Origin of the sequence: Paraburkholderia unamae (assembly GCF_003268775.1) — a bacterium.
In the GTDB taxonomy this organism is placed as follows: domain Bacteria; phylum Pseudomonadota; class Gammaproteobacteria; order Burkholderiales; family Burkholderiaceae; genus Paraburkholderia; species Paraburkholderia unamae.
Genome location: NZ_QLSU01000005.1, coordinates 167036 through 190371, shown reverse-complemented (window position 1 = coordinate 190371; position 23336 = coordinate 167036). Strand labels below are relative to the sequence as shown.

Sequence of the window (23336 nt, the reverse complement as noted above, 5' to 3'; positions counted from 1 at the left end):
TCGAGTGCGTTCGGCGCGTGTGCGTTGCGCTTACCCGATCGCCGGTTCGGCGGGAGCGGCGAGCTTGTCGAGTGCGTCGCCGGTCATGCGCACGACGCGCCAGTCGGGCAGCACCGTCGCGCCGAGCTTCTCATAGAAGCCGATGGCCGGCGTGTTCCAGTCGAGCACGGTCCATTCGAAACGGGCGCAGCCGCGTTCGACGGCAATGGCCGCGAGCGCGCGCAGCATGGCCGTGCCGAGGCCGGTGCCGCGTTGCGAAGGCTGCACGTAGAGGTCTTCGAGATACAGACCGCGGCGGCTCAGGAAAGTCGAGTAGTTGTGGAAGAACAGCGCATAGCCGACGATGCGCCCGGCGTCCTCGGCAACCAGCGCCTCGGCGGCAGGGCGCGCGCCGAAGAGGGCGTCGGCGAGACCTTCGGCCGTGCCCGTGAACAGATGCGTGAGCTTCTCGAACTCGGCGAGCTCGTACATCAGCGCGTGCATCGCGCCGACGTCGGCGGGCGTGGCGGCGCGGATCGTCGCGGACGTCACGCTTCCTCCGGCACGTCCGAGAGATGGATCTCGATGCCGCCGAAGCGCGAAGCGACCCAGTTGTACGCATGGCAGGCGATCCACAGCAGGATGAAGCCGACGATCGCGTTGAGCAGCAGCGCGCTGAAGATGGTGGAGAGTTCGACCGACCCGTAGCGCACGAACGCCACGAGCACGCCGAGCAGCACGATCGGCACGCTGAAGGTCAGATACACGAGGATGAGCGCTTTGGCGGTCTGCCCCGCGGCGATGAACGAAATCTGTTTTTTCATAGGTGTCGGTCCGTATGTCGAGGTGGACGTGTGGGTACGTTTGATGGCCAGGCGCATTAGACGAGCCCATCGAACAGCATGATGTCGACGGCGTCGCCGGCATCGAGGTCTCCTGCCTCGTGCGCGAGCACGATGAAGCAGTTCGCCTCGCTCATCGTGCTGAGCGCGCCCGAGCTTTGCGAGCCGGTCGGCGCGACGCGCCACTGGCCTTTGGCGTCGCGGTGCGCGAGGCCGCGCTGGAACTCGGTGCGGCCTGCGCGCTTCTTGATCGGCTGCTCGCTCACCGCCGGCACGAGCGGCACGGGTTGCGCCTTCGCGCCCGCCATCGCCAGGAGGGCGGGGCGCACGATCTGGTAGAACGAGACCATCGTCGCGACCGGGTTGCCCGGCAAGCCGAACAGGAGCGCCGCGCGGCCCGCGCCGGGGTGTCCGCCCGACCAGATACGGCCGAACGCGAGCGGCCGGCCGGGGCGCATGGCGAGACCCCAGAAGGAGACGTCGCCGAGCGTTTGCAACTGGGTGCGCGTGAAATCGGCTTCGCCGACCGAGACGCCGCCGGAGGTTAGCACGACATCGGCCGTTTCGGCAGCCTGCTTGAGTGTGGCGGCGAGCGCGGCGGGGTCGTCGCGCACCACGCCGAGATCGATCGCCTCGACGTTCAGGCGTTGCAGCATGGCGCCGAGCGCGTAGCGGTTGCTGTCGTAGATGCAGCCCGGTTCGAGCGGCTCGCCGGGCGAGCGCAGTTCGTCGCCGGTGGAGAAGTACGCCACGCGCAGCCGTTGTTTGACGTTCGCCTCGACGAGACCGAGCGAGGCGAGCAGGCCGATGTCGCTGGCGCGCAGTTCGCGGCCGGATGCGAGCGCCACGCCGCCGCGCGCCAGGTCTTCGCCCTTGCGGCGGGCGTTCGCGCCGCGTTTTACCGCGCTCGCATCGAACGTGACGGCTTCGCCGCGCACCTGCACGCGCTCTTGCGGCACGACGGTGTCGCAGCCCGCGGGCATCGGCGCGCCGGTCATGATGCGCACGCACGCACCCGCCGCGACGGCGCCCTGATAGGGGTGGCCGGCGAACGCTTTGCCGCAGACCGGGAGCGTCAGCTCGCCCGATGCGCCGGCCGTGGCCAGCGCCGCGCCGTCGAAGGCGTAGCCGTCCATCGCGGAGTTGTCGTGCGCGGGAACGTCGATGGGCGAAATCACGTCGTTGGCCAGCACGCGCGCGAGCGCTTCGCGCAGCGGTACGCGCTCGCTCGCGGTGAGCGGCGTCACCCACTGCAACACGATGGCCTGCGCGGCGCTCACGGGCAAAGCTTGCGGATCGTACTGGCTGATGCACCCGGCGTTGCCGGGGAGATGGTTAAGCGTGGTCATCGAGTGAGGAAGCGTCGCATCCGCACCAGGTGTGCGGCGATCGTCCAGGCGGGCGTGCCGGCCGTGTGCCGGGGACGGCGGCTGGCCGGGCGCCGCCCGATTGCAATTCAGGCGCGTTCGAGTTCGGCCAGTTCCTGTAAGGAATTGATATTGTAAAACGCACGTTCATCGGCAAAGGCGACTTCGGCGGCCTTGTGGCGCGCGTACCACGCACGCACTTTGCGCTCGCCCGCCGTGAGGAAGGCGGCGAGGTCGTCGGCGAGCGAGGTGCGCACGAGCGCGAAAACGGGATGCAGCGAGACGACGCCTGCGGCGTTCGTCGTGGTCGCGGTCACGATGTCGGCGCCGGCCTCGCCGTGGGCGAGCGCCGCGTGGCCCAGTCGCGCGGCCAGGTCGGCGGGCAGCCAGGGCGAGTCGCAGGGCGCCGTGAGGAGCCACTCGGTGCGTGCGGCGCGCAGGCCAGCGAGCAGTCCCGCGAGGGGGCCGGGGAAGTCGGGCAGTGTGTCGGCGAGCACGCTCGCGCGCCACGGCGCGCCGAGCGCTGCATAGGCGTCCTGGTTGCGGTTCGCGCTGATGGCGAGCGCACCTGCTTGCGGCGCGAGGCGGGCGAGCACATGGGCCGCGAGCGGCTTGCCGTGCAATATCTGGAGGCCCTTGTCCACGCCGCCCATGCGCTGGCCGCGGCCGCCCGCGAGCACGAGGCCGGTGATCGATTCGGCGGGGATGGTTCGCTCGCTCATCGGCAGGATGAGCTCGGGGGGCGTGTCAGCCACCGATGTAGGACATTTCGATGCGGCGCTCGTCCGCGGAGGCGGGCGCCTGCGCGCTGCCGCGCAGTTGCGAGTAGCGGTCGGCGCGGCCTTCCCAGACTTGCGCGATCGCGCCGGTGAGTTCCGCGTCGGTGGCGCCGTTGCGCACCAACGCGCGCAGGTCGTAGCCCATCGAGGCAAAAAGGCAGAGGTACAGCTTGCCCTCGGTCGACAGGCGCGCGCGGGTGCAGTCGCCGCAGAACGCGCGCGTCACGCTCGATATCGCGCCGATCTCGCCTGCGCCGTCGGCATAGCCCCAACGCTGCGCCGTTTCGGCGGCGCTATGCGCTTCCAGCGGCACGAGCGGCCAGTGCTCGGCAATGCGGGCGACGACCTCGGCCGACGGCAGCACCTCGGTCATGTTCCAGCCGTTCGAAGTGCCCACGTCCATGTATTCGATGAAGCGCAGCGCCACGCCCGTGCCGCGGAAATGGCGGGCGAGCGGCACGATCTCGCCGTCGTTCGTGCCGCGCTTGACGACCATGTTGACCTTGAGCGGCGCGAGACCCACGGCGTGCGCCGCGGCAATGCCGTCGAGCACGTCGGCCACCGCGAAGTCGGCGTCGTTCATGCGGCGAAAGAGGGCGTCGTCGAGCGCGTCGAGACTCACCGTCACGCGCGTGAGGCCCGCGTCGCGCAGGGCGCGCGCCTTGCGGGCGAGCAGCGAGCCGTTGGTGGTGAGCGTGAGGTCGAGCGGTTCGCCCGAGGGCGTGCGCAGTGCGGCGAGGCGCTCGATCAGGAATTCGATGTTCTTGCGCAGTAGCGGCTCGCCGCCCGTGAGGCGGATCTTGGTGACGCCGAGTGCTACGAAAAGCCGCGCCAGGCGCTCGATTTCTTCGAGTGAAAGCAGCGCGGAATGCGGCAGAAACGGGTAGTTCTTGTCGAACACCGAGCGCGGCATGCAGTAGACGCAGCGGAAATTACAGCGATCGGTGACCGAAATGCGCAGGTCGCGCAGCGGCCGTGCGAGCGCGTCGAACACCGCGCCCGAGGGCGTGCGCGCGGGCCCCGCAGCCGGTTTGGGCGGCAGCGTGCGGATATCGGCAACAGGGATGATGCGTCGGGACATGGTGTCTTCGTTCTCGCGTTGCTTCGATTCTAGCCGAACCGGGCATTGGCGACTGCCGAGGGAGAACGCTGATATATCAAAAAAGCCGCCAAAAAAAAGCCCGCCGGAACGGGCGGGCTTTTTGGGGATGGCGCCGGGCCTGGAAGCCCGGCGCGGTGTCGGTGACACCCGTAGCGCTTACGGCTGGCGGGAGGTCTCGACCTGTTGCATCGGCGTTGCGTCGACCGGTGCCAGCGCCTTGCGCTCGCGCGGCGCGCGCGCGGGCTTCACGATCTGCGCGGCGACTTGCTGGGCGGCTTCCAGCTTGCCGGCGTCGGTGTTGACCCACACGAGGCCTGCCGATTCCAGCATCGGACGCAGCGTGTCGGCCGAGCCGCCGGTGGCGGCCGCAGCCGCCGGGGCCGGGCGCTGCGCGGCCGGCTCGGTGGTTGCGACGACCGCCGGGGCAGTCTCGACGGCGACTGGCGCCGCCTCCGGTTGAGCCACGGGCGCGGCCACCGGCGCTTCAGCCTGCGGCGCTTCGACGCGGTCTTCACGCACGGCCGGCTGCGATTCGACCTGAACCGGCTGGACCGGCTCGGTCGGCTCGACCGGCGTTTCCGTCGCCACGGGGGCTACGGGGGCTACGGGGGCTACGGGGGCTACGGGAGCGACCGACGCGACGACGGCTTCGACAGCGGGTTCGGCCGCAGCGACCGGGGCCGCCGGCTCTTCTGCCTTCTGCTCCACCGCGGGCGCGGTTTCGACCGGCGCAGGCGTCGGCTCGACCGGGGCTGCCGGCGCTGCGGCGTGCACAGCTTCGGGGGCGACGGTTTCGACCGGGGTGGTCGTCACGGCGACGGCCGGCGTCTGGCCCGCTTCGGCAACCACTGCGGCGGCCGGCAATGCGGTCACGACAGTCGTTTCGATCACGGATTCGACGCGCGCTTCCACAGCCGGCGCTTCGTGCACCTGGGCCGCAACGGCGGGCTGCTCGATGGCCGGTTGCTGCGGCGCGGCTTCATCCTCGCCACCTTCCGGGGCTTCCTGGCCTTCAGCGTCCGGCGTGAAGCCAGCGGCTTCCGTCTCGCGCTCGCGACGACCGCCGCGACGGCCGCGACGGCGGCGGCGGCGCTCTTCACCTTCACGCGGCAGGCCGTCTTCGTCGAGGCCCTGGCCTGCGCCTTCGCTCAGTTCGGTTTGCGGCGCTTCGACGCCTTCGGCGGCTGCCGTCGATGCGGCGTCCAGACGTTCTTCCTGGGCCTCCGCGGCTTCCGCCGGCTGGCGACGGCGCGGCTCACCGCGCTCGGCACGTTCGCCACGCTCACGGCGCTCGCCGCGTTCCTGGCGTTCGCTGCGGGCGGCGCCGGCTTCCGGCGTCACCTCGCTGCGCTCCTGGCCACGCTCGACGCGTTCGATGCGCTGTTCGCGATCGGCGCGTGCTTCGCGGGTTTCACGCGGTTCACGTTGCTCGCGCGGTTCACGCTGTTCACGCGGCTCGCGTTGCTCGCGCGGGGCACGGCCTTCGCGTGCTTCACGTTGCTCACGCGGTTCGCGCGGCTCACGTTGCTCGCGCGGTTCGCGATCCTCGCGGCGGCCAGACGGCTGGCCGGTGCGTGCGCCGCCCGTGGCTTCGCCACGGCCAGCCGCGTCGCGCCCGCCGGTACGGCGGTTACGGTTGCGGTCGCCGCCGGTCTTGTCGCCGCGCTCGGTGCGGGCTTCGCGGGTCGGGCGAGCGGTCTTTTCGGGTTGTGCGACCGGCGCCGGCGCGGGTGCCGCTGCCGGTGCGCCGCCAAAGAGGCGCTTGACCCAGCCGAAGAAGCCGCCGCCTGCGGGCGTGACGGCCACGGGCGCTGCGACGGGCGCGGCCTCGGCCGGCTTGACCGGTGCGCTCGGCGCCGGACGTTCCGGCGTGATGCCCTTGACCGCCGCTTCCTGCTTCGGCTTGGCTTCGGCGCTGCGCTTGCTGTAGCCGGTTTCCGACTCCAGTTCGCGAGCCGCTTCCTCGGCCATCTTCCACGAGGCGCGCGGGTCGTCGAGACGCGCGTCGTCGTGACGCAGACGCTCGAGCTTGTAGTGCGGCGTTTCGAGATGCTTGTTCGGGATCAGCACGACGCCGACCTTGAAGCGCGACTCGATCTTGTTGATTTCCGAACGCTTTTCGTTCAGCAGGAAGGCGGTCACTTCGACCGGCACCTGGCAATGGATTGCCGCGGTGTGCTCCTTCATCGCTTCTTCCTGGATGATGCGCAGGACCTGAAGCGCCGACGATTCCGTATCGCGGATATGACCCGTGCCGTTACAGCGCGGGCAGGTGACGTGGCTGCCTTCCGAGAGGGCGGGGCGCAGACGCTGGCGCGACAGTTCCATCAGGCCGAAGCGCGAGATCTTGCCCATCTGCACGCGTGCGCGGTCGTGGCGCAGGGCGTCCTTCAGGCGTTGCTCGACTTCGCGCTGGCTCTTGGCCGACTCCATGTCGATGAAGTCGATCACGATCAGGCCGCCCAGGTCGCGCAGACGCAACTGGCGCGCGACTTCGTCGGCGGCTTCCAGGTTGGTGCGTGCTGCCGTTTCCTCGATGTCGGCGCCCTTGGTGGCGCGTGCCGAGTTCACGTCGATGGCGACCAGCGCTTCGGTGTGGTCGATCACGATCGCGCCGCCCGAGGGCAGCGGGACGGTGCGCGAGTACGCCGTTTCGATCTGGTGCTCGATCTGGAAACGCGAGAACAGCGGCACGTCGTCGTGATACCGCTTCACCTTATTGACATTGTCCGGCATCACGATATCCATGAAGGCGCGTGCCTGGTCATAGATCTCGGTGGTGTCGATGAGGATTTCGCCGATGTCGGGCTGGAAGTAGTCGCGGATCGCGCGGATGACGAGGCTCGACTCCAGGTAGATCAGCATGGGCTGACCGGACGTGCCAGCCTGCGACGCCGCTTCGATGGCGCGCCACAGTTGCAGCAGGTAGTTCAGGTCCCACTGGAGCTCTTCGGCGGAGCGGCCGATGCCGGCCGTGCGCGCGATGATGCTCATGCCGTCCGGCAGTTGCAGCTGCGCCATGGTTTCGCGCAGTTCCTGACGGTCGTCACCCTCGATGCGGCGCGACACGCCGCCGCCGCGCGGGTTGTTCGGCATGAGGACGAGGTAGCGGCCGGCGAGCGAGATGAACGTGGTGAGGGCGGCGCCCTTGTTGCCACGCTCTTCCTTCTCGACCTGGACGATCAGTTCCTGACCTTCCTTGAGGGCGTCCTGAATGCGCGCACCGCGCATGTCGATGCCTTCGCGGAAGTACTGGCGGGCGACTTCCTTGAACGGCAGGAAGCCGTGGCGATCTTCGCCGTAGTTGACGAAACACGCTTCGAGCGAAGGCTCGATGCGCGTGACGATGCCCTTGTAGATATTGCCTTTGCGCTGTTCGCGCCCGGCGGTTTCGATGTCGATGTCAATCAGCTTCTGTCCATCGACGATAGCGACACGCAGTTCTTCCTGCTGTGTCGCGTTGAACAGCATTCGTTTCATAGAACGACTCCAGTGCGTTCGCGCGCAAGCCGCACGGTGCGCGGCGGCGACGCCAGGCAGCACGGTGCGGGCAGCGGCGAGCCGCGCCTTATTGTGTTGTCACAAGCACGCTGGAGCGGGAACGATGGCGGGGAGAATTGCCTTTTCTGGGCGCCGGTCCGGCGTTGCGTTGCCGAGGACGGGGCCGCGTGGGCACATGCGAAATACGTCTTCAAGAAGCGAAGAGACATGCCGCGGGTTCGCGACGGCACGGTTTTCCTGCGCTTCCGATCCACCTGCCGGCTGTGCCATGGCAACGGCCATGACAGACGCCTGCCGCAGCGGCGAACCGCGCGCGCGTACGGCTGGATCAGGTTCGCGGCCACAGATTCAATCGGGGCCGCGCACGGGAAGCTTGTCAGGAACGCCCGTCTTCCCCCTCGGGATGTCTCGCCACTTTTTGACGTCGCCATGTCCTGCACATTGCCAGGACGCTTCGGGCGCTCGCCGTATTTTCGCCACCAACGCGTCCAGCGGCGGTCACTTCGACCGCGCGGCGGGACACGCCGGATAAATTCTTTATACCAATGTTCCGTTACCGTCGGAGCCGTCCCTGACCGAACGTGCCTGTGGGCGCCGTCCCTGCCGGTGCGGGATTCCGTGCGTGCAACTCGTTGCTTCTCATCAAGCGGGGTGAGCAACCAGCCCCGGGCGCAAGTAAAATAACCGTTTATCGCTTGCAGCCTGCGCTCGCCGCGTGGTCCGAGTCCAGGATAACCCTCTTGGGGTTCGCAGGACATTTGGCCGTTTGGCCTACCATTGCGTCGGCGCTGGGCAAATTATATTCAGAATGAAAGGGTTAGGCAAAACATCCCAGAATCAGGTCGCGAGCGACCAGGTTTCGTTCGTCGAAATCGACGAGGGCGCGGCCGGTCAGCGCATCGACAATTTCCTCCTGCGCGTCTGCAAAGGCGTGCCGAAGAGCCACATCTATCGCATTTTGCGCAGCGGGGAAGTGCGCGTGAATAAGGGCCGGGTCGACGCGCAGTACCGGCTCGCCGAAGGCGACGTCGTGCGCGTGCCGCCCATCCGCACGTCGCAGTCGAGCGCGCCCGCCGGTGCCGCGCCCGTGCCGGCCGCCCAGTTTCCGGTGCTCTACGAGGACGACGCGCTGCTCGTCATCGACAAACCCGCCGGCGTGGCCGTACACGGCGGCAGCGGCGTGGCGTTCGGCGTGATCGAGCAGTTGCGCGAGGCGCGCCCGCAGGGCAAGTTTCTCGAACTGGTCCACCGGCTCGACCGCGAGACCTCGGGCGTGCTCATGCTCGCCAAGAAGCGCGCCGCGCTCGTGGGCCTGCACGCGCAGATGCGCGACAACCAGACCGACAAGCGCTATTTCGCCTGCGTCCACGGCGAATGGGCGAGCGACTGGGGCCGCCGGCGCGCCGTGAAGGAGCCGCTGCACAAGTATCTGACCCCGGAAGGCGAGCGCCGCGTGCGCGTGCAGCCCGACGGCATGCCCTCGCATACGGTGTTCAATCTCATCGAGCGCTGGCCCGGTTATGCGCTGCTCGAAGCCGAGCTCAAGACGGGGCGCACGCACCAGATCCGCGTGCACCTTGCGCACCTCGGGCTGCCCATCGTCGGCGACGCCAAGTACGGCGACTTCGCCCTCAACAAGGCGCTCGCGCGCACCGGCGCGCGGCCGGGCATCAAGCGCATGTTCCTGCATGCGCATCGCCTGAAGCTCGCGCACCCGATTACGGGCGAGCCGTTGCAGTTCGAGGCGCCGCTGCCGGCGGATTGCCGCGGCTTCGTCGAGGGGTTGCGCGCGCAGCGCGACAGCGCGAACGCCTCGCCCGCGCCTGACGCGGCCCGACCGGAATGACAAAAATATGACAGTGTTTGGAGAAGCCCTGTATGGCCCGACAGCAATTTGATCTGATTGTGTTCGACTGGGACGGCACCTTGATGGACTCGACCGCCCATATCACGCGCAGCATCCAGGCGGCGTGCCGGGACCTCGGCCTGCCGGTGCCCGGCGACGAGGCGGCGAGCTACGTGATCGGCCTCGGCCTGCGCGAGGCGTTGCAGATCGCCGCGCCCACGCTCGATCCGGCGGACTATCCGCGGCTCGTCGAGCGCTACCGCATTCACTATCTGCTCAAGGATCAGCAAACCGAGCTGTTCACGGGCGTGCGCGAAATGCTCACGGAGTTGCGCGACACCGGCTACCTGCTCGCCGTGGCGACCGGCAAGAGCCGCGTCGGGCTCAACCGGGCGCTGGCCGACTCGCACCTCACGAGCCTTTTCGACGGCACGCGCTGCGCCGACGAAACTTTCTCCAAGCCGCATCCGGCCATGCTCCACGAGCTGACGCGCGAACTGGGGCAGGATCTGAACCGCACGGTGATGGTCGGCGACACGACGCACGACCTGCAAATGGCGATCAACGCGGGCGCGGCGGGTGTGGGCGTGGCTTATGGCGCGCACGCTTCGGGGGCGCTCGAAAAGCTCGAGCCGCGTTTCGTTGCGCAGGACGTCGCGGCGCTCGCGCTGTGGCTGCGGGAGCACGCGTGAGCACCGCGCCGGTGGCGTCGGTGCACGATCCGGTGCGCGTGTGCGCGGCCGAAGAACTTGTCGAGGCCGGCGAAGGGTGGCGTATGAGCGCGAGCTACGCGGGCGGCGACGCCGTGGTGTTCTTCGTGCGCTACGGCGGCGAGGTCTACGGCTACCTGAACCGCTGCGCGCACGTGCCGATGGAGCTCGACTGGGTCGAGGGCCAGTTCTTCGAGTCGTCCGGGCTCTACCTGATGTGCGCGACGCACGGCGCGATCTACCAGCCCGACACGGGCAAATGCGTGGGCGGGCCGTGCCGCGGCGGACGATTGCGCCCCGTGCGCGTCGAGGAACGCGACACACCCGAGGGCCGTACGGTATTCTGGCTTCCGGACGACGATTTGCGTCCGACCCTATCGTGACCTTTTACCGCTCGCATGCCCGACAATCCGACCCCTGATTCGAACGAAGCGCCGCGCGCGGCTTCGTCAGACCGCGGCGCGCCGGCGCCCGGTTGGGAGCGCGAGGCGCTCGAACGCATCGCGCTTGCCGCCATCACCGAACAGCGCGCGGCGCGGCGCTGGCGGATCTTCTTTCGCTTCGCGTTTCTCGCGGTCCTGATCGTGCTCGCCTGGGCGGTGCTCGACATTTCGGGCGCGCGCGTGGAGAGCGAAGGGCGCCACACGGCGCTCGTCTCGCTCGACGGCGAAATCGGCTCCGACACCTCGGCGAACGCCGACGACATCATCAGCGCACTCGACAGCGCGTTCGACGACGACGGCACCGTGGGCGTGATCCTGCATATCGACAGCCCTGGCGGCAGCCCGGTGCAGGCGGGCATCATCAACGACGAGATCCGGCGTTTGCGCACGAAGTACCCGGCCATCCCGCTCTACGTGGTGGTGGGCGACATGTGCGCCTCGGGCGGCTATTACGTCGCCGCCGCGGCCGACAAGATCTACGTCAACAAGGCGAGCATCGTGGGCTCGATCGGCGTGCTGATGGACGGCTTCGGCTTCACGGGCCTGATGGACAAGCTCGGCATCCAGCGGCGCCTGCGCACCTCGGGAGAAAACAAGGGTTTCTTCGATCCGTTCTCGCCCGACACGCCGAAGATGGACGCACACGCGCAGGAAATGCTCGACCAGATCCATCAGCAGTTCATCGACACGGTGAAGGCGGGGCGCGGCAAGCGCCTGAAGGACTCGCCGGACATCTTCTCCGGCCTGTTCTGGACCGGCCAGAAGAGCGTGGAGCTCGGTCTGGCTGACGGCTACGGCGACACCGATTACGTGGCGCGCGAAGTCATCAAGGCGCCCGATGTCGTCGATTACACGGTCAAGCAGAGCCTGACCGACCGCGTGGCGAAGCGCGTTGGCGCGAGCATTGGCTCGGCCGCCGTGCATTCGCTGCTGCTCGGCGGCAAGCCGGCGCTGCACTGAGCGCCCGCGCGGCTCCGGTTCGGCTTCAAGGAAAATCGGCCGCTGCGTGAGTGAGTCACGCAGCGGCCGATTGGTTTTCGCGCTGAGGCGCGCTTAGTCGAGCGCGCAGTTAAACGCTCAATTCGCGAGCAGCAGGAAGATCGCTGGCCGCTTGTGCAACTCCGGCGCGGGCTTTTTCTTCCAGTCGGACACGGCGCGGCTCAGGATCGTCTCGGTGGGCAGCGTGAGGTCGGCTGCGACGCATACGAGCGTGGAGGGCGCGCAGTTCGCGAGCAAGGCGTCGAGCAGCGTGCGGTTGCGGTAGGGCGTCTCGATGAAAATTTGCGTTTGCTTGCCTTTTCGCGAGATCTGCTCCAGTTCGCGCAGTTTCTTCACGCGCTCGTTCGCGTCAACGGGCAGGTAGCCGTGAAATGCGAAGCTCTGGCCGTTCAGGCCCGACGCCATCAACGCGAGCAGGATCGAACTCGGGCCCACGAGCGGCACGACCTTGATGCCGCGTTCGTGCGCGCGCCGCACGAGCAGCGCGCCCGGATCGGCGACGGCGGGCACGCCCGCCTCGGAAACCAGCCCGGTGTCGACGCCGGCGAGCAGCGGCGCGAGCAGCTTGTCGATTTCGCCGGCCGGCGTATTGACATTGAGCTCGCGGATCTCGATTTCCTGGATCGGCAGCGTCGTGCCCACGCGCTTGAGGAACGCGCGCGTGGTCTTGGCGTTTTCGCCGATATAGCTCGCGAGCGTGCCCGCGCGCTCGCGCACCGGGGCGGGCAGCACGGCGTTGAGCGCGTCGTCGTCGCCTTCGCCGAGCGTGTTCGGGATCAGATAGAGCGTGCCCTTGGTTGTGGTCGTCATGCCTGTGTCTCCAGCAGCGGATAGCCCGCGGCGAGCAGCATGCGCGTGAGCGCGATGAGCGGCAGGCCGATCAGGGCGGTGGGGTCGTCCGATTCGATGGCTTCGAGCAGCGCGATGCCGAGCCCTTCCGCTTTCGCGCTGCCCGCGCAATCGTAGGGCGTTTCGGCGCGCAGATAGGCGTCGAGCGCGGCGTCCGGGAGGTCGCGAAAGCGTACCTTCGTGACGATATCGACGGTATCCGTTTGGCCAGTAGCGGTGTCGAGCAGGCTCAGGGCACTATGGAACAACACTTCGCGGCCGCGCATGGACTGCAACTGCGCGAGGGCGCGCTCGTGCGTGCCGGGCTTGCCGATCTGGTGGCCGTCGAACGTGGCGACCTGGTCGGACCCGATCACGAGCGTGCGACCGGCGCCGGTGGGCAGCGTTGCGGCCACGGCGCGCGCCTTGGCCTCGGCGAGGCGCAGCGCCGTGGCTTCGGGCGTTTCGCCGGGCTGCGGCGTTTCGTCCACGGCGGGCACGGCCGTGGTGAACGCAATGCGCAGCCGCTCGAGCAGTTCACGCCGGTAGCGCGAACTGGAGGCGAGGATGAGAGCGGGGCGGCCCGTGCGCGGGGCTTGCGAAGGAGAATCCAGCATGATCGGTCGGAGTAGACGGAATAGGTAAGCGCGGAACAGAAAAGCGGCTGAAACGGTGCCTGTAGCGTCAGTTCGGGTAGCGAAAAACGGGGGCGGATTTGCCGCCGCACCTCGTTAAAATCGTCCGAAATCCTCGCCCGCACAGGCACTTGCGTACGCGAGCTTAAGTGTTTGACTCACAAAGATAAAGGCGATATGATTTTGGGCTTTTCATTGGTACGCTCTCGTCGCACGTCTTGCGCAGGCGCCTGAATTTTGCGGCGCGGCGGGCAGAAGACGAGCAGACTAGCCTGAGACTCGATCGCCGTGGCGTTGCCGGCGCAGCGGGGCGGCGTGCCAGGCAAGCCGGGTGACTGGCGGTTCAAGCTGCCGGGTTTAAGCTGTCAGGTTAAGCGAACACCGGCCGCACACCCTGAAGCAGGAGAGTGCACATGACCGAACATCCTGGTAAGCCTGCTGGCGCCGAACTGAATCCGCGCGACTTCGATCTCTTCGAATTCGCGCGCAGCGAGCGCGAAGCAGCGGGCGTCGTGCGCGTCTCGCAAATGCCGCGCATGCTAAACGAAGTCCCGGTCGAGGCGCCAGATCGCGACACCGCGTTCACGTGGCAGGCGGCGGGCTTTACCCAGCAGGAATTGCAGGAAAACGGGACCGAAGGGCCGCAGCCATACCTGCGCCTGGCTGTCCACGGTGGCGCGTGGCTCACGTGCCAGCGGTGCCTTGCTCCTTATGAGCAGGCGTTCAATGCGGATGCGACCTTCCGTATCGTCCAGACGGAAGAAGAAGCGGACGAGTTTCCGCTCGACGACGATGAAGTCGAAGTGATCGTGGGCTCGCGCCATTTCGATCTCGTCGACTTGATCGAAGAGGAGCTGTTGCTCGCGCTGCCGCTGGTGCCGAAGCACGAAGTCTGTCCGGAAGTGCACGAAAGTCTCGCCTCGGGTGCCGATGGCGCGGACGGCGTGGACTCCGTGGACGACGTGCCGGAGCAGGAAATCGAGCCGGAAGAGCGCGTCAACCCGTTTGCGGCGCTCGAATCGCTCAAGAAGGACGGTCCTGGCAGCAAGCATTAAAGCTGCTGGCAGGGCAGGCAGTACCAGACGCGTGGGCCTGAGCCCGGAGTCCGGCCACCTCCCAAGGGTGGCGGCGGCCGGATCGGGCTGTGTTAGAATTCGGAAAATTTTCAGGAGTTATCATGGCAGTTCAACAAAACAAGAAGTCGCCGTCGAAGCGCGGCATGCACCGCTCGCACGATTTCCTCACGGGCGCGCCGCTGGCCGTCGAGCCGAGCACGGGTGAAGTGCATCTGCGTCACCACATCAGCCCGAACGGCTACTACCGCGGCAAGAAAGTCGTCAAGACCAAGAACGACTAATCGTTCCAGCGTGCGGCGCGGTGGTGTTCCACGGTGCGCCGCACATGGCGATTCCGTTCGCTTGACCATATTTCGGCTCGGCAAAAAAGGCGGCATTCAACTGCCGCTTTTTTATGCCTGAAATCCGTCGCATTCCATGACTGTTACGCTCACGATAGATTGCATGGGAGGCGACCACGGCCCGTCGGTGACGGTGCCTGCCGCAGTCCATTTCGTCCGCTCGCATCCCGACGCGCATCTCATGCTCGTGGGTGTCGAGTCGGCGGTTCGCGCCCAGCTGAAAAAGCTGAAGGCGTCGGACCATCCTGCGCTTTCCGTCGTACCCGCCACCGAGGTCGTCGCTATGGACGATCCGGTCGAGGTCGCCCTGCGCAAGAAGAAAGATTCGTCGATGCGCGTCGCGCTCAATCGCGTGAAGGAAGGCGAGGCCCAGGCCTGCGTCTCCGCCGGCAACACGGGCGCGCTCATGGCCGTCTCGCGCTATGTGCTCAAGACGCTGCCCGGCATCGAGCGCCCGGCCATCGCCTTCGCGATGCCGAACCCGCGCGGCTACACGACGATGCTCGACCTCGGCGCGAACGTCGACTGCGAACCGCAGCATCTGTTGCAGTTCGCGGAAATGGGCCATGCGCTCGTCGCCGCGCTCGAAGGCAAGGACCGCCCAACCATCGGGCTCCTGAACATCGGCGAAGAAGTCATCAAGGGCAACGAGACCATCAAGCGCGCGGGCGAACTCCTGCGTGCGAGCACGCTGAATTTCCGCGGCAATGTCGAAGGCAACGACATTTACAAGGGCACCGTCGACGTCATTGTCTGTGACGGTTTCGTTGGGAATGTCGCGCTCAAGACGTCGGAGGGCCTCGCGCAGATGCTCAACGACATGATCAAGGAAGAGTTCGGCCGCTCGTGGCTCACGAAGCTCATGGCGGTGGCCGCGTTGCCGGTGCTCATGCGCTTCAAGAAACGTGTGGACCATCGCCAGTACAACGGCGCCGCGCTGCTCGGCCTCAAAAGTCTCGTCATCAAGAGCCACGGCTCGGCCGACGCCTACGCGTTTGAGTGTGCGATCAATCGCGGGTATGATGCCGTCAAAAATGGCGTATCGGAGCGCCTTGCTCACGCCATGGAAGAAAACGCCGGTTCGTTCGAACGGGCGGCAGGCGAGCCCGGCAGCGCCCAGAACGTGCAAGCCGCGCAGGCTCCGGCCGCCCCCGGACCGGTGGCAGGCGAGGTGCCGCCCGGCGCCGCATCATCCTCGAAGGCATAATGGCTCAATCGACTCTCTATTCCCGCGTGATCGGCACGGGCAGCTATCTTCCACCTGATCGCGTCACCAACCAGGAACTGGCCGAACGGCTCGCCGCCAAAGGCGTCGAGACGAGCGACGAATGGATCGTGGCCCGCACGGGCATCCACGCGCGCCATTTCGCCGCGCCCGACGTCACGACGAGCGAACTCGCGCTCGCCGCGTCGCAGCGCGCGATCGCGGCCGCGGACGTCGATCCGCAAGCGATCGACCTCATCATCGTCGCCACCTCCACGCCCGATTTCGTGTTTCCGAGCACGGCCTGCCTCTTGCAGAACAAGCTCGGCATCCGCAATCACGGCGCGGCGTTCGACGTGCAGGCCGTGTGTTCGGGCTTCGCGTACGCCGTTTCGGTGGCCGACAGCCTGATCCGCAGCGGCCAGCACCGCACGGCGCTGGTGGTCGGCGCGGAGACGTTCTCGCGCATCCTCGATTTCAGCGACCGCACCACGTGCGTGCTGTTCGGCGACGGCGCGGGCGCGATCGTGCTCCAGGCGTCCGACGAACCCGGCGTGCTCTCGAGCGCGCTGCACGCGGACGGCAGCTATGCGCATATCCTGTGCACGCCGGGCAACGTGAACGGCGGCGTGATCGCGGGCAACGCGTTCCTGCACATGGACGGCCAGGCCGTGTTCAAGCTGGCTGTGAACGTGCTCGAAAAGGTCGCCATCGAAGCGCTCGAGAAGGCGCAGCTCACCGCCGATCAGGTCGACTGGCTGATTCCGCACCAGGCCAACATCCGCATCATGCAGGGCACCTGCCGCAAGCTCGGCCTGCCTGCCGAGCGCATGGTGGTGACGGTGGGTGAACACGGCAACACCTCGGCGGCGTCGATTCCGCTCGCCTTCGACGTCGCGGTGCGCGACGGCCGCATCAAGCGCGGCCAGAACGTGCTGATCGAAGGCGTGGGCGGCGGCTTCACCTGGGGCGCCTCCGTCATCCGCTTCTGAAATTCCTGAGCGGGCTTTCGCGCTCCCGCTGCAAGGCCGCCGCACGCAACACGCGCGCGGCCGGCAGCGGTTCATTCGAGCGCATCGCCCACCCGTTTTGATCGAATTTGGGGACGTTATGAAATTCGCGTTCGTTTTTCCCGGACAAGGCTCGCAGGCCGTCGGCATGCTCGACGCCTTCGCCGATAACGCTATCGTGCGCGAGACGCTGCAAGAAGCGTCCGACGCACTGGGCCAGGACCTCGGCAAGCTGATCGCCGCAGGCCCCGCTGAAGAGCTCAATCTCACCACCAACACACAGCCGGTCATGCTGACCGCCGCCTACGCCGTTTATCGCGCGTGGCAGCAGGCAGGCGGCCCGGCGCCGGCAATCGTCGCGGGCCACAGCCTCGGCGAATACACGGCGCTCGTCGCCGCCGGCGTGCTCGCGTTCCGCGACGCCGTGCCGCTCGTGCGTTTTCGCGCGCAGGCCATGCAAAACGCGGTGCCGGTGGGCGAGGGCGGCATGGCCGCCGTGCTCGGGCTCGACGACGACGCCGTGCGCGCTGTTTGCACGGAAGCTGCCGCCGCGAGCGGCGGCGTGGTCGAAGCCGTGAACTTCAACGCACCGGCGCAAGTCGTGATCGCGGGCCACAAGGGTGCGGTCGAGAAGGCCTGTGAAGTCGCCAAGGCGAAGGGCGCCAAGCGCGCGCTGCCGCTGCCGGTTTCGGCGCCGTTCCATTCGTCGCTGCTCAAGCCCGCCTCGGACCAGTTGCGCGACTACCTCGCGAGCGTCACGCTGAACGCGCCGCAAGTTCCCGTGGTGAACAACGTGGACGTGGCGTTCGAAACCGATCCCGCCAAGATTCGCGACGCGCTCGTGCGCCAGGCCGCCGGCCCCGTGCGCTGGGTGGAATGCGTGAAGGCGATCGCCGCGCAAGGCGCGACGCACGTGATCGAATGCGGTCCGGGCAAGGTGCTCGCGGGCCTCACGAAGCGTATCGACGGCAACCTGGTCGGCGCCTCGGTGGCCGATCCGAAGTCGCTCGAGGAAACCCTCGCGCTGCTCAAGGCCTAAGCCAAACCGCTAACGGATTCGAACGATGGAAAAAACTCTCGACAATCAAGCCGCGATCGTGACCGGCGCCACGCGCGGCATCGGCCGGGCGATCGCGCTCGAGCTGGCGCGCCAGGGCGCGACGGTGATCGGTACGGCCACCAGCGAAGCGGGCGCGCAGGCCATCACGGCCGCCTTCGAAGCGGCGGGCGTGAAGGGCCGCGGCGCGGTGCTCAACGTGAACGACGCCGCTGCGGCAGAAGCGCTCATCGACGCCACCGTCAAGGAATTCGGCGCGCTTGCGATCCTCGTCAACAATGCGGGCATCACGCAGGACAACCTGGCGATGCGCATGAAGGACGACGAGTGGGATTCGGTGATCGACACGAACCTGAAGTCGGTGTTCCGCCTCTCGCGCGCCGTGCTGCGCCCGATGATGAAGGCCAAGGGCGGCCGCATCATCAACATCACCTCGGTGGTGGGCTCGTCGGGCAACCCCGGTCAAGTCAACTACGCGGCCGCCAAGGCCGGTGTAGCGGGCATGACGCGCGCGCTCGCACGCGAGATCGGCAGCCGCGGCATCACCGTGAACTGTGTCGCGCCGGGCTTCATCGACACCGACATGACGAAGGATCTGCCGGCCGAGCAGCAGGCCGCGCTCAAGCAACAGATTCCGCTGGGCCGCCTCGGCAGCCCGGAGGACATCGCCCACGCAGTCGTGTTTCTCGCATCGCCGCAGGCGGCCTACATCACGGGCACGACGTTGCACGTGAACGGCGGCATGTATATGTCTTAACCGGATTCAGGTACTATCCGCGCCTTGATGCGCCTGATGCAAAACCTTGCTCAAGCGCCGTCGCGGATAACCGTTCCGGAACCTCGAGCGCCGCTTTTCAGCCAGGTCAAACCTGATAAAATGCGCGCACTCGCATTCATGAGCTAACTTTTTTCCCTTGGAGGGGTAATGGATAACATCGAACAGCGCGTCAAGAAGATCGTCGCCGAACAACTGGGCGTCGCCGAAGCTGAAATCAAGAACGAAGCTTCGTTCGTGAACGATCTGGGCGCCGACTCGCTCGACACCGTCGAACTGGTTATGGCTCTCGAAGACGAGTTCGGCATGGAAATCCCGGACGAGGAAGCCGAGAAGATCACGACGGTCCAGCAAGCGATCGACTACGCTCGCGCGAACGTCAAGGCCTAAGCGCCAGATTCCTGCCCGGGCCGCGCACGCCGTTTGCGCGCGCATGGCCCGGGAGGACGCTCGCCCGTGAAACCGCGTACGCCCACCGCACCCGTTGCGGGGCATCTGCCGGTCAACTAGCCACAGGGCTCACAGGAGCATTTCCTGTGGCCTCTGTGGCTTTTGTTTTTGTCATCTATGGAAAAGGGGTTACCGTGAGCCGCCGTCGAGTTGTTGTTACAGGCCTGGGGCTGATTTCGCCTGTTGGCAATAATGTTGCCGACGGCTGGGCCAATCTGGTCGCCGGGAAGTCCGGCATCGCCAATATCACGAAGTTCGACGCAACGAACTTCTCGACCCGCTTTGCCGGCGAAGTGAAGGGCTTCAACGTCGAAGACTACATGCCGGCGAAAGAAGCGCGTCACATGGATACGTTCATCCATTACGGCATCGCTGCGGGCATCCAGGCGATGCAGGACAGCGGCTTCGAAGTCACCGATGAAAACTCGGAGCGCGTGGGCGTCGTGGTGGGCTCGGGCATCGGCGGTCTGCCGATGATCGAAGTCACGCAAACGGAACTGCTCAACCGCGGTCCGCGCCGGATTTCGCCGTTCTTCGTGCCCGCCTCGATCATCAACATGATCTCGGGCCACCTCTCGATCAAGTACGGCCTCAAGGGCCCGAACCTCGCCATGGTGACGGCCTGTACGACCGGCCTGCACTGCATCGGCGAAGCCTCGCGCCTGATCGAGTACGGCGACGCCGACGTGATGATCGCGGGCGGCGCGGAATCGACCGTTTCGCCGCTCGGTATCGGCGGCTTCGCGGCCGCGCGTGCGCTTTCGCAGCGCAACGACGACCCGGCAACGGCCAGCCGCCCGTGGGACAAGGACCGCGACGGTTTCGTGCTGGGCGAGGGCGCAGGCGTGATGGTGCTCGAAGAGTACGAGCACGCGAAGGCGCGCGGCGCGAAGATCTACGCGGAAATCGGCGGCTACGGCATGAGCGGCGATGCGTATCACATGACCGCTCCGCTCGAAGACGGTGACGGCGCGCGCCGCTGCATGCAATACGCCATGCGCAACGCGGGCATCAACCCGAACGAGGTCAACTGGGTCAGCGCGCACGGCACCTCGACGCCGCTTGGCGACATCGCCGAAACCACGGCGATCAAGCGCGCGTTCGGCGACCATGCGAAGAACCTCGTCGTGAACTCCACCAAGTCGATGACGGGCCACCTGCTGGGCGGCGCGGGCGGCCTGGAGTCGGTGTTCACGGTGCTCGCCGTGCACAACCAGGTGTCGCCGCCGACGATCAACATCTTCAACCAGGACCCGGCTTGCGACCTGGACTACTGCGCGAACACCGCGCGGGACATGAAGATCGACGTCGCGCTGAAGAACTCGTTCGGGTTCGGCGGCACGAACGGCACGCTCGTCTTCAAGCGCCACGCTTGATCCAGCACGACGAGACAGCGGCCGCGCCGGCGCAGTTGCACGCGCCTGCCGGCCGCGCTCCCGCTTTTCTCCCGCGGCGCGCCGCTGCGCCGCGTCTTTCCCTGCGTCCGTCCCTCGCGCTGCAACTGCTCGTTGCGGCGGGGCTTGGCATGGCCACGGCCGCCGTCTACACGACGCTTGCGCCGTGGCTCGGCGCGTGGCGCGCCTTGCCCGCCGTGCTGGCGTTCCTTGCCACCGGCGCGCTTGCCGCTGCGGCCTGGCGACGCAGGCAGCCTGCGTTTCTTGAAATCGGGCCGGATTCGCTCGCGGCGTATGCGCGCGATGGCGCTTGCCTTGCTTCCGGGCGCCTCGTCGGTGCGTCGCAGTGGGGTGCGTGGCTGCTTGCGCTCGTCGTGGAGCAGGGCGCGCGGCGCACGACCTTGCTCATTGCGGCCGACGTACTTCCCGCGCAAGCTTTCCATACGCTCGCCGTGCGCGCGCGCAGCGCGGCCGGCCGCTGAGCGCGTTTCGCTGTAACGCATGTAACGGCTGTTACTCGCGTAACGTGAGACCGTGGCGGGGACGCTACAATGGTGCCCCCGCCTCTACTCATGAGCTAACGGATTTTTCAGGTGAGCGAAAAAGAAATTGATCAGGTTCTGGTCGAGCGCGTGCAAAAAGGCGACAAGGCCGCGTTCGAGCTCCTGGTCTCGAAATACCACCGCAAGATCATCCGGCTGATCTCGCGCCTCGTGCGGGACCCCGCCGAGGTCGAGGACGTGGCCCAGGACGCCTTCATCAAGGCCTACCGGGCGCTCCCGCAATTTCGTGGTGAATCGGCTTTCTATACGTGGTTGTACCGAATTGCTGTCAATACGGCGAAGAACTACCTTGCGACCCAGGGAAGGCGCGCCCCGACATCCACCGAAGCAGATGCAGAAGAAGCGGAAACTTTCTCGGACGCCGATCAACTAAGGGATATCAACACGCCCGAGTCGATGTTGATGAGCAAGCAGATCGCCCAGACGGTCAATGCTGCGATGGCGGTTTTACCGGAAGAGTTGCGCACCGCCATTACGCTTCGGGAAATTGAAGGGCTGAGCTACGAGGAAATTGCCGAGATGATGGGGTGCCCGATCGGCACCGTCAGATCGAGAATTTTCCGCGCTCGGGAAGCCATTGCGGCAAAATTGCGTCCGCTGCTGGACACTCCGGAAGGCAAGCGCTGGTAAGAAACCACCAGCTTCGCCCCGGGCGGCGACGCGATTCACCAGAATTGTTGGTGTCACCAGGGACGTTTGTCAGGAAATGGGGAGCATCATGGGGTCGGTCTCGATGCAATCGGTATCAAGCTCGCGCGGCGAGCGTCTGTCCGCCTTTGTCGACGGTGAAGGGTCGGCCGAGGAGCATCTGAACGGTAAATTGTTTGAACTCGACGGTGAAGGTCGTGCCGCCTGGTCGGAGTACCACCTGATCGGCGACGTGCTGCGCTCGGACGATCTGGCCCTCAGCCAGGCCGCGAGCCGCGCTTTCATGACGGGGTTCGCCGCGCGCTTTGACGCCGAGCCGCATCTGCTCGCACCGGCGGCGCTGCCGCAGGGCGCGCAGGCGGGGCGCAACGAGCGGGTGGGGCGCATTCTCGCGCTGCGCCGCCGCGTGATGCCGTCGCTGGCCGTGGCCGCCGCGGCTGCCACGCTCACGTGGATCGTCATGCCGCAAATGCGCGGCGTGGGCATGGCGGGCGCGCCGCAAATCGCCGCCGTGCAGTCGCAGGGCGACGGCGTGCAACGTGTGGCGATGAACACCACGCCGGCGCCTGTCTCCGGCGCTCAGGACGGTAATATCATCCGCGACGCGCGCCTCGACGAATATCTTCAGGCTCATCAGCAGTTCGCGCAGCAGCCGGTCATGTCGGATTCCATGCCGTATATCCGCTCTGCCGCTCTCACCACGCAAGGCCAATAAGTTTGATGCAGACATTGCGGTTGAATAAAACGACAATCTTCGGGCGGTTGCCGGCATTCATTTGCTGCGCGGCCGTGATGTTCACCGCTCTGTCTGCCGTCTCGCCTGCCCGCGCGCAAGGCGCGTCGGCGGTCGATCCCGCCACGCGCCAAAGCGCCGCGCAATGGCTCGACCGCATCCAGCAGGCTGCCCAGCAGCAGAATTACGACGGCACGTTCGTCTACCAGCGCGGCGAGTTCGTGCAGTCCTCGCGCATCACGCACTACGCATCGAAGGCGGACGGCGAATTCGAGAAGCTCGAAAGTCTCGACGGCAAGCCGCGCACGATGCTGCGTCATAACGACGATCTCTATACGTTCGTGCCCGAGCGCAAGCTGCTCGTCGTCGAAAAACGCCAGAACCGGGACGCCTTTCCGGCGCTGCTTTCCACGAGCGGCGACCAGGTACTGGCCGTCTACGATCCGAAGATGCTCGGCACCGACCGCGTGGCGGGCCTCGACAGCCAGGTGATCGAACTCGATCCGAAGGACAATTTCCGCTTCGCCTACAAGCTGTGGGCCGACGCGAAAACCGGTCTGCTGCTGCGCTCGCAGATGCTCGATCCGTCGAATGGCCAGGTGCTCCAGCAACTCGCGTTCACGCAGGTGCGTGTTGGCGGGCCGGTCGACAAGACCCCGATCGTCAACGGCATGCGCAATACCGCGGGCTGGAACGTGGTGCGCCCGCCGCTCGAAGCGGTCGACATGCAGGCGCAGGGCTGGTCGTTCGGCCAGGCCGCGCCGGGCTTCGTCAAGATTCGTGAAGTGCGCCGCCCCATGGCCGCGCGCGACTCGGGCGAGCCGCCCATTCCGGTCGATCAGGCCGTGTTCTCGGACGGGCTCTCCACGCTTTCCGTGTTCGTCGAACCGATCAAGAACAATAGCCGCAAGGAAGGCTCGGGCAGCAGCGGCGCGACCCACGTGCTCGTGAAGCGCCGCGGCGACTACTTCATCACGTTGCTTGGCGAAGTGCCCCAGAGCACGTTGCAGCAGTTCGCGTCTGCCATAGAATACAAGGCTCCCAGGTAACCCAT

At 66.7% G+C, this 23336-nt stretch carries 24 protein-coding genes; 16 read left to right on the top strand and 8 right to left on the bottom strand.

What is annotated here, in order from left to right; all coding sequences use genetic code 11:
• Positions 1 to 30: 30 nt before the first annotated feature.
• The 6 genes from C7401_RS10325 to C7401_RS10300 form a co-directional block, all read right to left on the bottom strand.
• On the bottom strand, positions 31 to 483 hold the full coding sequence (locus tag C7401_RS10325) for a GNAT family N-acetyltransferase (RefSeq protein WP_112171471.1): 453 nt from the start codon (positions 481 to 483) through the stop codon (positions 31 to 33).
• A 44-nt stretch (positions 484 to 527) separates the two neighbouring features.
• Positions 528 to 803: a hypothetical protein gene (locus C7401_RS10320; protein ID WP_028212919.1), complete on the bottom strand. Its 276-nt coding sequence runs from the start codon at positions 801 to 803 to the stop codon at positions 528 to 530.
• 56 nt (positions 804 to 859) lie between these two features.
• Complete coding sequence (gene moeA, locus C7401_RS10315; protein WP_112171281.1) at positions 860 to 2170, bottom strand: molybdopterin molybdotransferase MoeA; 1311 nt, start codon at positions 2168 to 2170, stop codon at positions 860 to 862.
• 107 nt (positions 2171 to 2277) lie between these two features.
• Positions 2278 to 2910: a molybdenum cofactor guanylyltransferase MobA gene (mobA, locus tag C7401_RS10310; protein WP_112171470.1), complete on the bottom strand. Its 633-nt coding sequence runs from the start codon at positions 2908 to 2910 to the stop codon at positions 2278 to 2280.
• A 25-nt stretch (positions 2911 to 2935) separates the two neighbouring features.
• The gene (gene moaA, locus C7401_RS10305; protein ID WP_112171280.1) at positions 2936 to 4048 is read right to left on the bottom strand and encodes a GTP 3',8-cyclase MoaA; all 1113 of its coding nucleotides are present in this window, start codon (positions 4046 to 4048) and stop codon (positions 2936 to 2938) included.
• Between the two features lie 177 nt (positions 4049 to 4225).
• A complete protein-coding gene (locus tag C7401_RS10300; protein ID WP_112171279.1) occupies positions 4226 to 7549 on the bottom strand; it encodes an Rne/Rng family ribonuclease in 3324 nt (1107 codons plus the stop codon).
• An 829-nt stretch (positions 7550 to 8378) separates the two neighbouring features.
• On the opposite strand from C7401_RS10300, the gene C7401_RS10295 reads away from it, so the two are divergent.
• The 4 genes from C7401_RS10295 to C7401_RS10280 are packed head-to-tail and all read left to right on the top strand — an operon-like array spanning position 8379 to position 11529.
• Positions 8379 to 9416 (top strand): RluA family pseudouridine synthase, encoded by a 1038-nt coding sequence (locus tag C7401_RS10295; RefSeq protein ID WP_112171278.1) that lies wholly within the window; start codon positions 8379 to 8381, stop codon positions 9414 to 9416.
• Positions 9417 to 9448: 32 nt separating this feature from the next.
• Positions 9449 to 10108 (top strand): HAD-IA family hydrolase, encoded by a 660-nt coding sequence (locus C7401_RS10290; RefSeq protein WP_112171277.1) that lies wholly within the window; start codon positions 9449 to 9451, stop codon positions 10106 to 10108.
• Positions 10105 to 10509, top strand: coding sequence for a Rieske (2Fe-2S) protein (locus C7401_RS10285; protein WP_258396970.1), 405 nt, complete (start codon positions 10105 to 10107; stop codon positions 10507 to 10509). The genes C7401_RS10290 and C7401_RS10285 overlap by 4 nt, the downstream gene beginning before the upstream one ends.
• Before the next feature lie 15 nt (positions 10510 to 10524).
• Complete coding sequence (locus C7401_RS10280; protein ID WP_112171276.1) at positions 10525 to 11529, top strand: S49 family peptidase; 1005 nt, start codon at positions 10525 to 10527, stop codon at positions 11527 to 11529.
• A gap of 117 nt (positions 11530 to 11646) precedes the next feature.
• On the opposite strand, the gene C7401_RS10275 is transcribed toward C7401_RS10280, so the two are convergent.
• Positions 11647 to 12378 (bottom strand): SAM-dependent methyltransferase, encoded by a 732-nt coding sequence (locus C7401_RS10275; RefSeq protein WP_112171275.1) that lies wholly within the window; start codon positions 12376 to 12378, stop codon positions 11647 to 11649.
• Complete coding sequence (locus C7401_RS10270) at positions 12375 to 13013, bottom strand: Maf-like protein (RefSeq protein ID WP_112171274.1); 639 nt, start codon at positions 13011 to 13013, stop codon at positions 12375 to 12377. Before C7401_RS10270 ends, C7401_RS10275 begins: the two co-directional genes overlap by 4 nt.
• A gap of 431 nt (positions 13014 to 13444) precedes the next feature.
• On the opposite strand from C7401_RS10270, the gene C7401_RS10265 reads away from it, so the two are divergent.
• The 12 genes from C7401_RS10265 (at position 13445) to C7401_RS10210 (ending at position 23331) form a co-directional block, all read left to right on the top strand.
• Positions 13445 to 14086, top strand: coding sequence for a DUF177 domain-containing protein (locus C7401_RS10265; protein WP_112171273.1), 642 nt, complete (start codon positions 13445 to 13447; stop codon positions 14084 to 14086).
• A gap of 122 nt (positions 14087 to 14208) precedes the next feature.
• On the top strand, positions 14209 to 14388 hold the full coding sequence (gene rpmF, locus C7401_RS10260) for a 50S ribosomal protein L32 (RefSeq protein ID WP_018441573.1): 180 nt from the start codon (positions 14209 to 14211) through the stop codon (positions 14386 to 14388).
• Between the two features lie 136 nt (positions 14389 to 14524).
• Positions 14525 to 15655: a phosphate acyltransferase PlsX gene (gene plsX / locus C7401_RS10255; RefSeq protein WP_112171272.1), complete on the top strand. Its 1131-nt coding sequence runs from the start codon at positions 14525 to 14527 to the stop codon at positions 15653 to 15655.
• The gene (locus tag C7401_RS10250) at positions 15655 to 16644 is read left to right on the top strand and encodes a beta-ketoacyl-ACP synthase III (protein WP_112171271.1); all 990 of its coding nucleotides are present in this window, start codon (positions 15655 to 15657) and stop codon (positions 16642 to 16644) included. Before plsX ends, C7401_RS10250 begins: the two co-directional genes overlap by 1 nt.
• Before the next feature lie 118 nt (positions 16645 to 16762).
• Complete coding sequence (gene fabD, locus C7401_RS10245; protein ID WP_112171270.1) at positions 16763 to 17701, top strand: ACP S-malonyltransferase; 939 nt, start codon at positions 16763 to 16765, stop codon at positions 17699 to 17701.
• A 25-nt stretch (positions 17702 to 17726) separates the two neighbouring features.
• Complete coding sequence (gene fabG, locus C7401_RS10240; RefSeq protein ID WP_112171269.1) at positions 17727 to 18476, top strand: 3-oxoacyl-ACP reductase FabG; 750 nt, start codon at positions 17727 to 17729, stop codon at positions 18474 to 18476.
• A 168-nt stretch (positions 18477 to 18644) separates the two neighbouring features.
• Entirely contained in the window at positions 18645 to 18884 is a 240-nt protein-coding gene (gene acpP / locus C7401_RS10235) for an acyl carrier protein (RefSeq protein WP_004197638.1), read from the top strand.
• 194 nt (positions 18885 to 19078) lie between these two features.
• On the top strand, positions 19079 to 20320 hold the full coding sequence (gene fabF, locus C7401_RS10230; protein ID WP_112171268.1) for a beta-ketoacyl-ACP synthase II: 1242 nt from the start codon (positions 19079 to 19081) through the stop codon (positions 20318 to 20320).
• Positions 20317 to 20820, top strand: coding sequence for a protein YgfX (locus C7401_RS10225; protein ID WP_258396968.1), 504 nt, complete (start codon positions 20317 to 20319; stop codon positions 20818 to 20820). The genes fabF and C7401_RS10225 overlap by 4 nt, the downstream gene beginning before the upstream one ends.
• Before the next feature lie 111 nt (positions 20821 to 20931).
• Positions 20932 to 21531 (top strand): RNA polymerase sigma factor RpoE, encoded by a 600-nt coding sequence (gene rpoE / locus C7401_RS10220; protein WP_027795258.1) that lies wholly within the window; start codon positions 20932 to 20934, stop codon positions 21529 to 21531.
• Between the two features lie 88 nt (positions 21532 to 21619).
• Positions 21620 to 22264: a sigma-E factor negative regulatory protein gene (locus tag C7401_RS10215; RefSeq protein WP_112171267.1), complete on the top strand. Its 645-nt coding sequence runs from the start codon at positions 21620 to 21622 to the stop codon at positions 22262 to 22264.
• A gap of 5 nt (positions 22265 to 22269) precedes the next feature.
• Entirely contained in the window at positions 22270 to 23331 is a 1062-nt protein-coding gene (locus C7401_RS10210; RefSeq protein ID WP_112171467.1) for a MucB/RseB C-terminal domain-containing protein, read from the top strand.
• Positions 23332 to 23336 lie beyond the last annotated feature (5 nt).

Bases quoted from the DNA above. Each gene is read 5' to 3' on its own strand.
- C7401_RS10325 (WP_112171471.1), bottom strand. From the start codon at position 483: ATGCACGCGCTGATGTACGAGCTCGCCGAGTTCGAGAAGCTCACGCAT.
- C7401_RS10320 (WP_028212919.1), bottom strand. From the start codon at position 803: ATGAAAAAACAGATTTCGTTCATCGCCGCGGGGCAGACCGCCAAAGCG.
- moeA (WP_112171281.1), bottom strand. From the start codon at position 2,170: ATGACCACGCTTAACCATCTCCCCGGCAACGCCGGGTGCATCAGCCAG.
- mobA (WP_112171470.1), bottom strand. From the start codon at position 2,910: ATGAGCGAGCGAACCATCCCCGCCGAATCGATCACCGGCCTCGTGCTC.
- moaA (WP_112171280.1), bottom strand. From the start codon at position 4,048: ATGTCCCGACGCATCATCCCTGTTGCCGATATCCGCACGCTGCCGCCC.
- C7401_RS10300 (WP_112171279.1), bottom strand. From the start codon at position 7,549: ATGAAACGAATGCTGTTCAACGCGACACAGCAGGAAGAACTGCGTGTC.
- C7401_RS10295 (WP_112171278.1), top strand. From the start codon at position 8,379: ATGAAAGGGTTAGGCAAAACATCCCAGAATCAGGTCGCGAGCGACCAG.
- C7401_RS10290 (WP_112171277.1), top strand. From the start codon at position 9,449: ATGGCCCGACAGCAATTTGATCTGATTGTGTTCGACTGGGACGGCACC.
- C7401_RS10280 (WP_112171276.1), top strand. From the start codon at position 10,525: ATGCCCGACAATCCGACCCCTGATTCGAACGAAGCGCCGCGCGCGGCT.
- C7401_RS10275 (WP_112171275.1), bottom strand. From the start codon at position 12,378: ATGACGACCACAACCAAGGGCACGCTCTATCTGATCCCGAACACGCTC.
- C7401_RS10270 (WP_112171274.1), bottom strand. From the start codon at position 13,013: ATGCTGGATTCTCCTTCGCAAGCCCCGCGCACGGGCCGCCCCGCTCTC.
- C7401_RS10265 (WP_112171273.1), top strand. From the start codon at position 13,445: ATGACCGAACATCCTGGTAAGCCTGCTGGCGCCGAACTGAATCCGCGC.
- rpmF (WP_018441573.1), top strand. From the start codon at position 14,209: ATGGCAGTTCAACAAAACAAGAAGTCGCCGTCGAAGCGCGGCATGCAC.
- plsX (WP_112171272.1), top strand. From the start codon at position 14,525: ATGACTGTTACGCTCACGATAGATTGCATGGGAGGCGACCACGGCCCG.
- C7401_RS10250 (WP_112171271.1), top strand. From the start codon at position 15,655: ATGGCTCAATCGACTCTCTATTCCCGCGTGATCGGCACGGGCAGCTAT.
- fabD (WP_112171270.1), top strand. From the start codon at position 16,763: ATGAAATTCGCGTTCGTTTTTCCCGGACAAGGCTCGCAGGCCGTCGGC.
- fabG (WP_112171269.1), top strand. From the start codon at position 17,727: ATGGAAAAAACTCTCGACAATCAAGCCGCGATCGTGACCGGCGCCACG.
- acpP (WP_004197638.1), top strand. From the start codon at position 18,645: ATGGATAACATCGAACAGCGCGTCAAGAAGATCGTCGCCGAACAACTG.
- C7401_RS10215 (WP_112171267.1), top strand. From the start codon at position 21,620: ATGGGGTCGGTCTCGATGCAATCGGTATCAAGCTCGCGCGGCGAGCGT.
- C7401_RS10210 (WP_112171467.1), top strand. From the start codon at position 22,270: ATGCAGACATTGCGGTTGAATAAAACGACAATCTTCGGGCGGTTGCCG.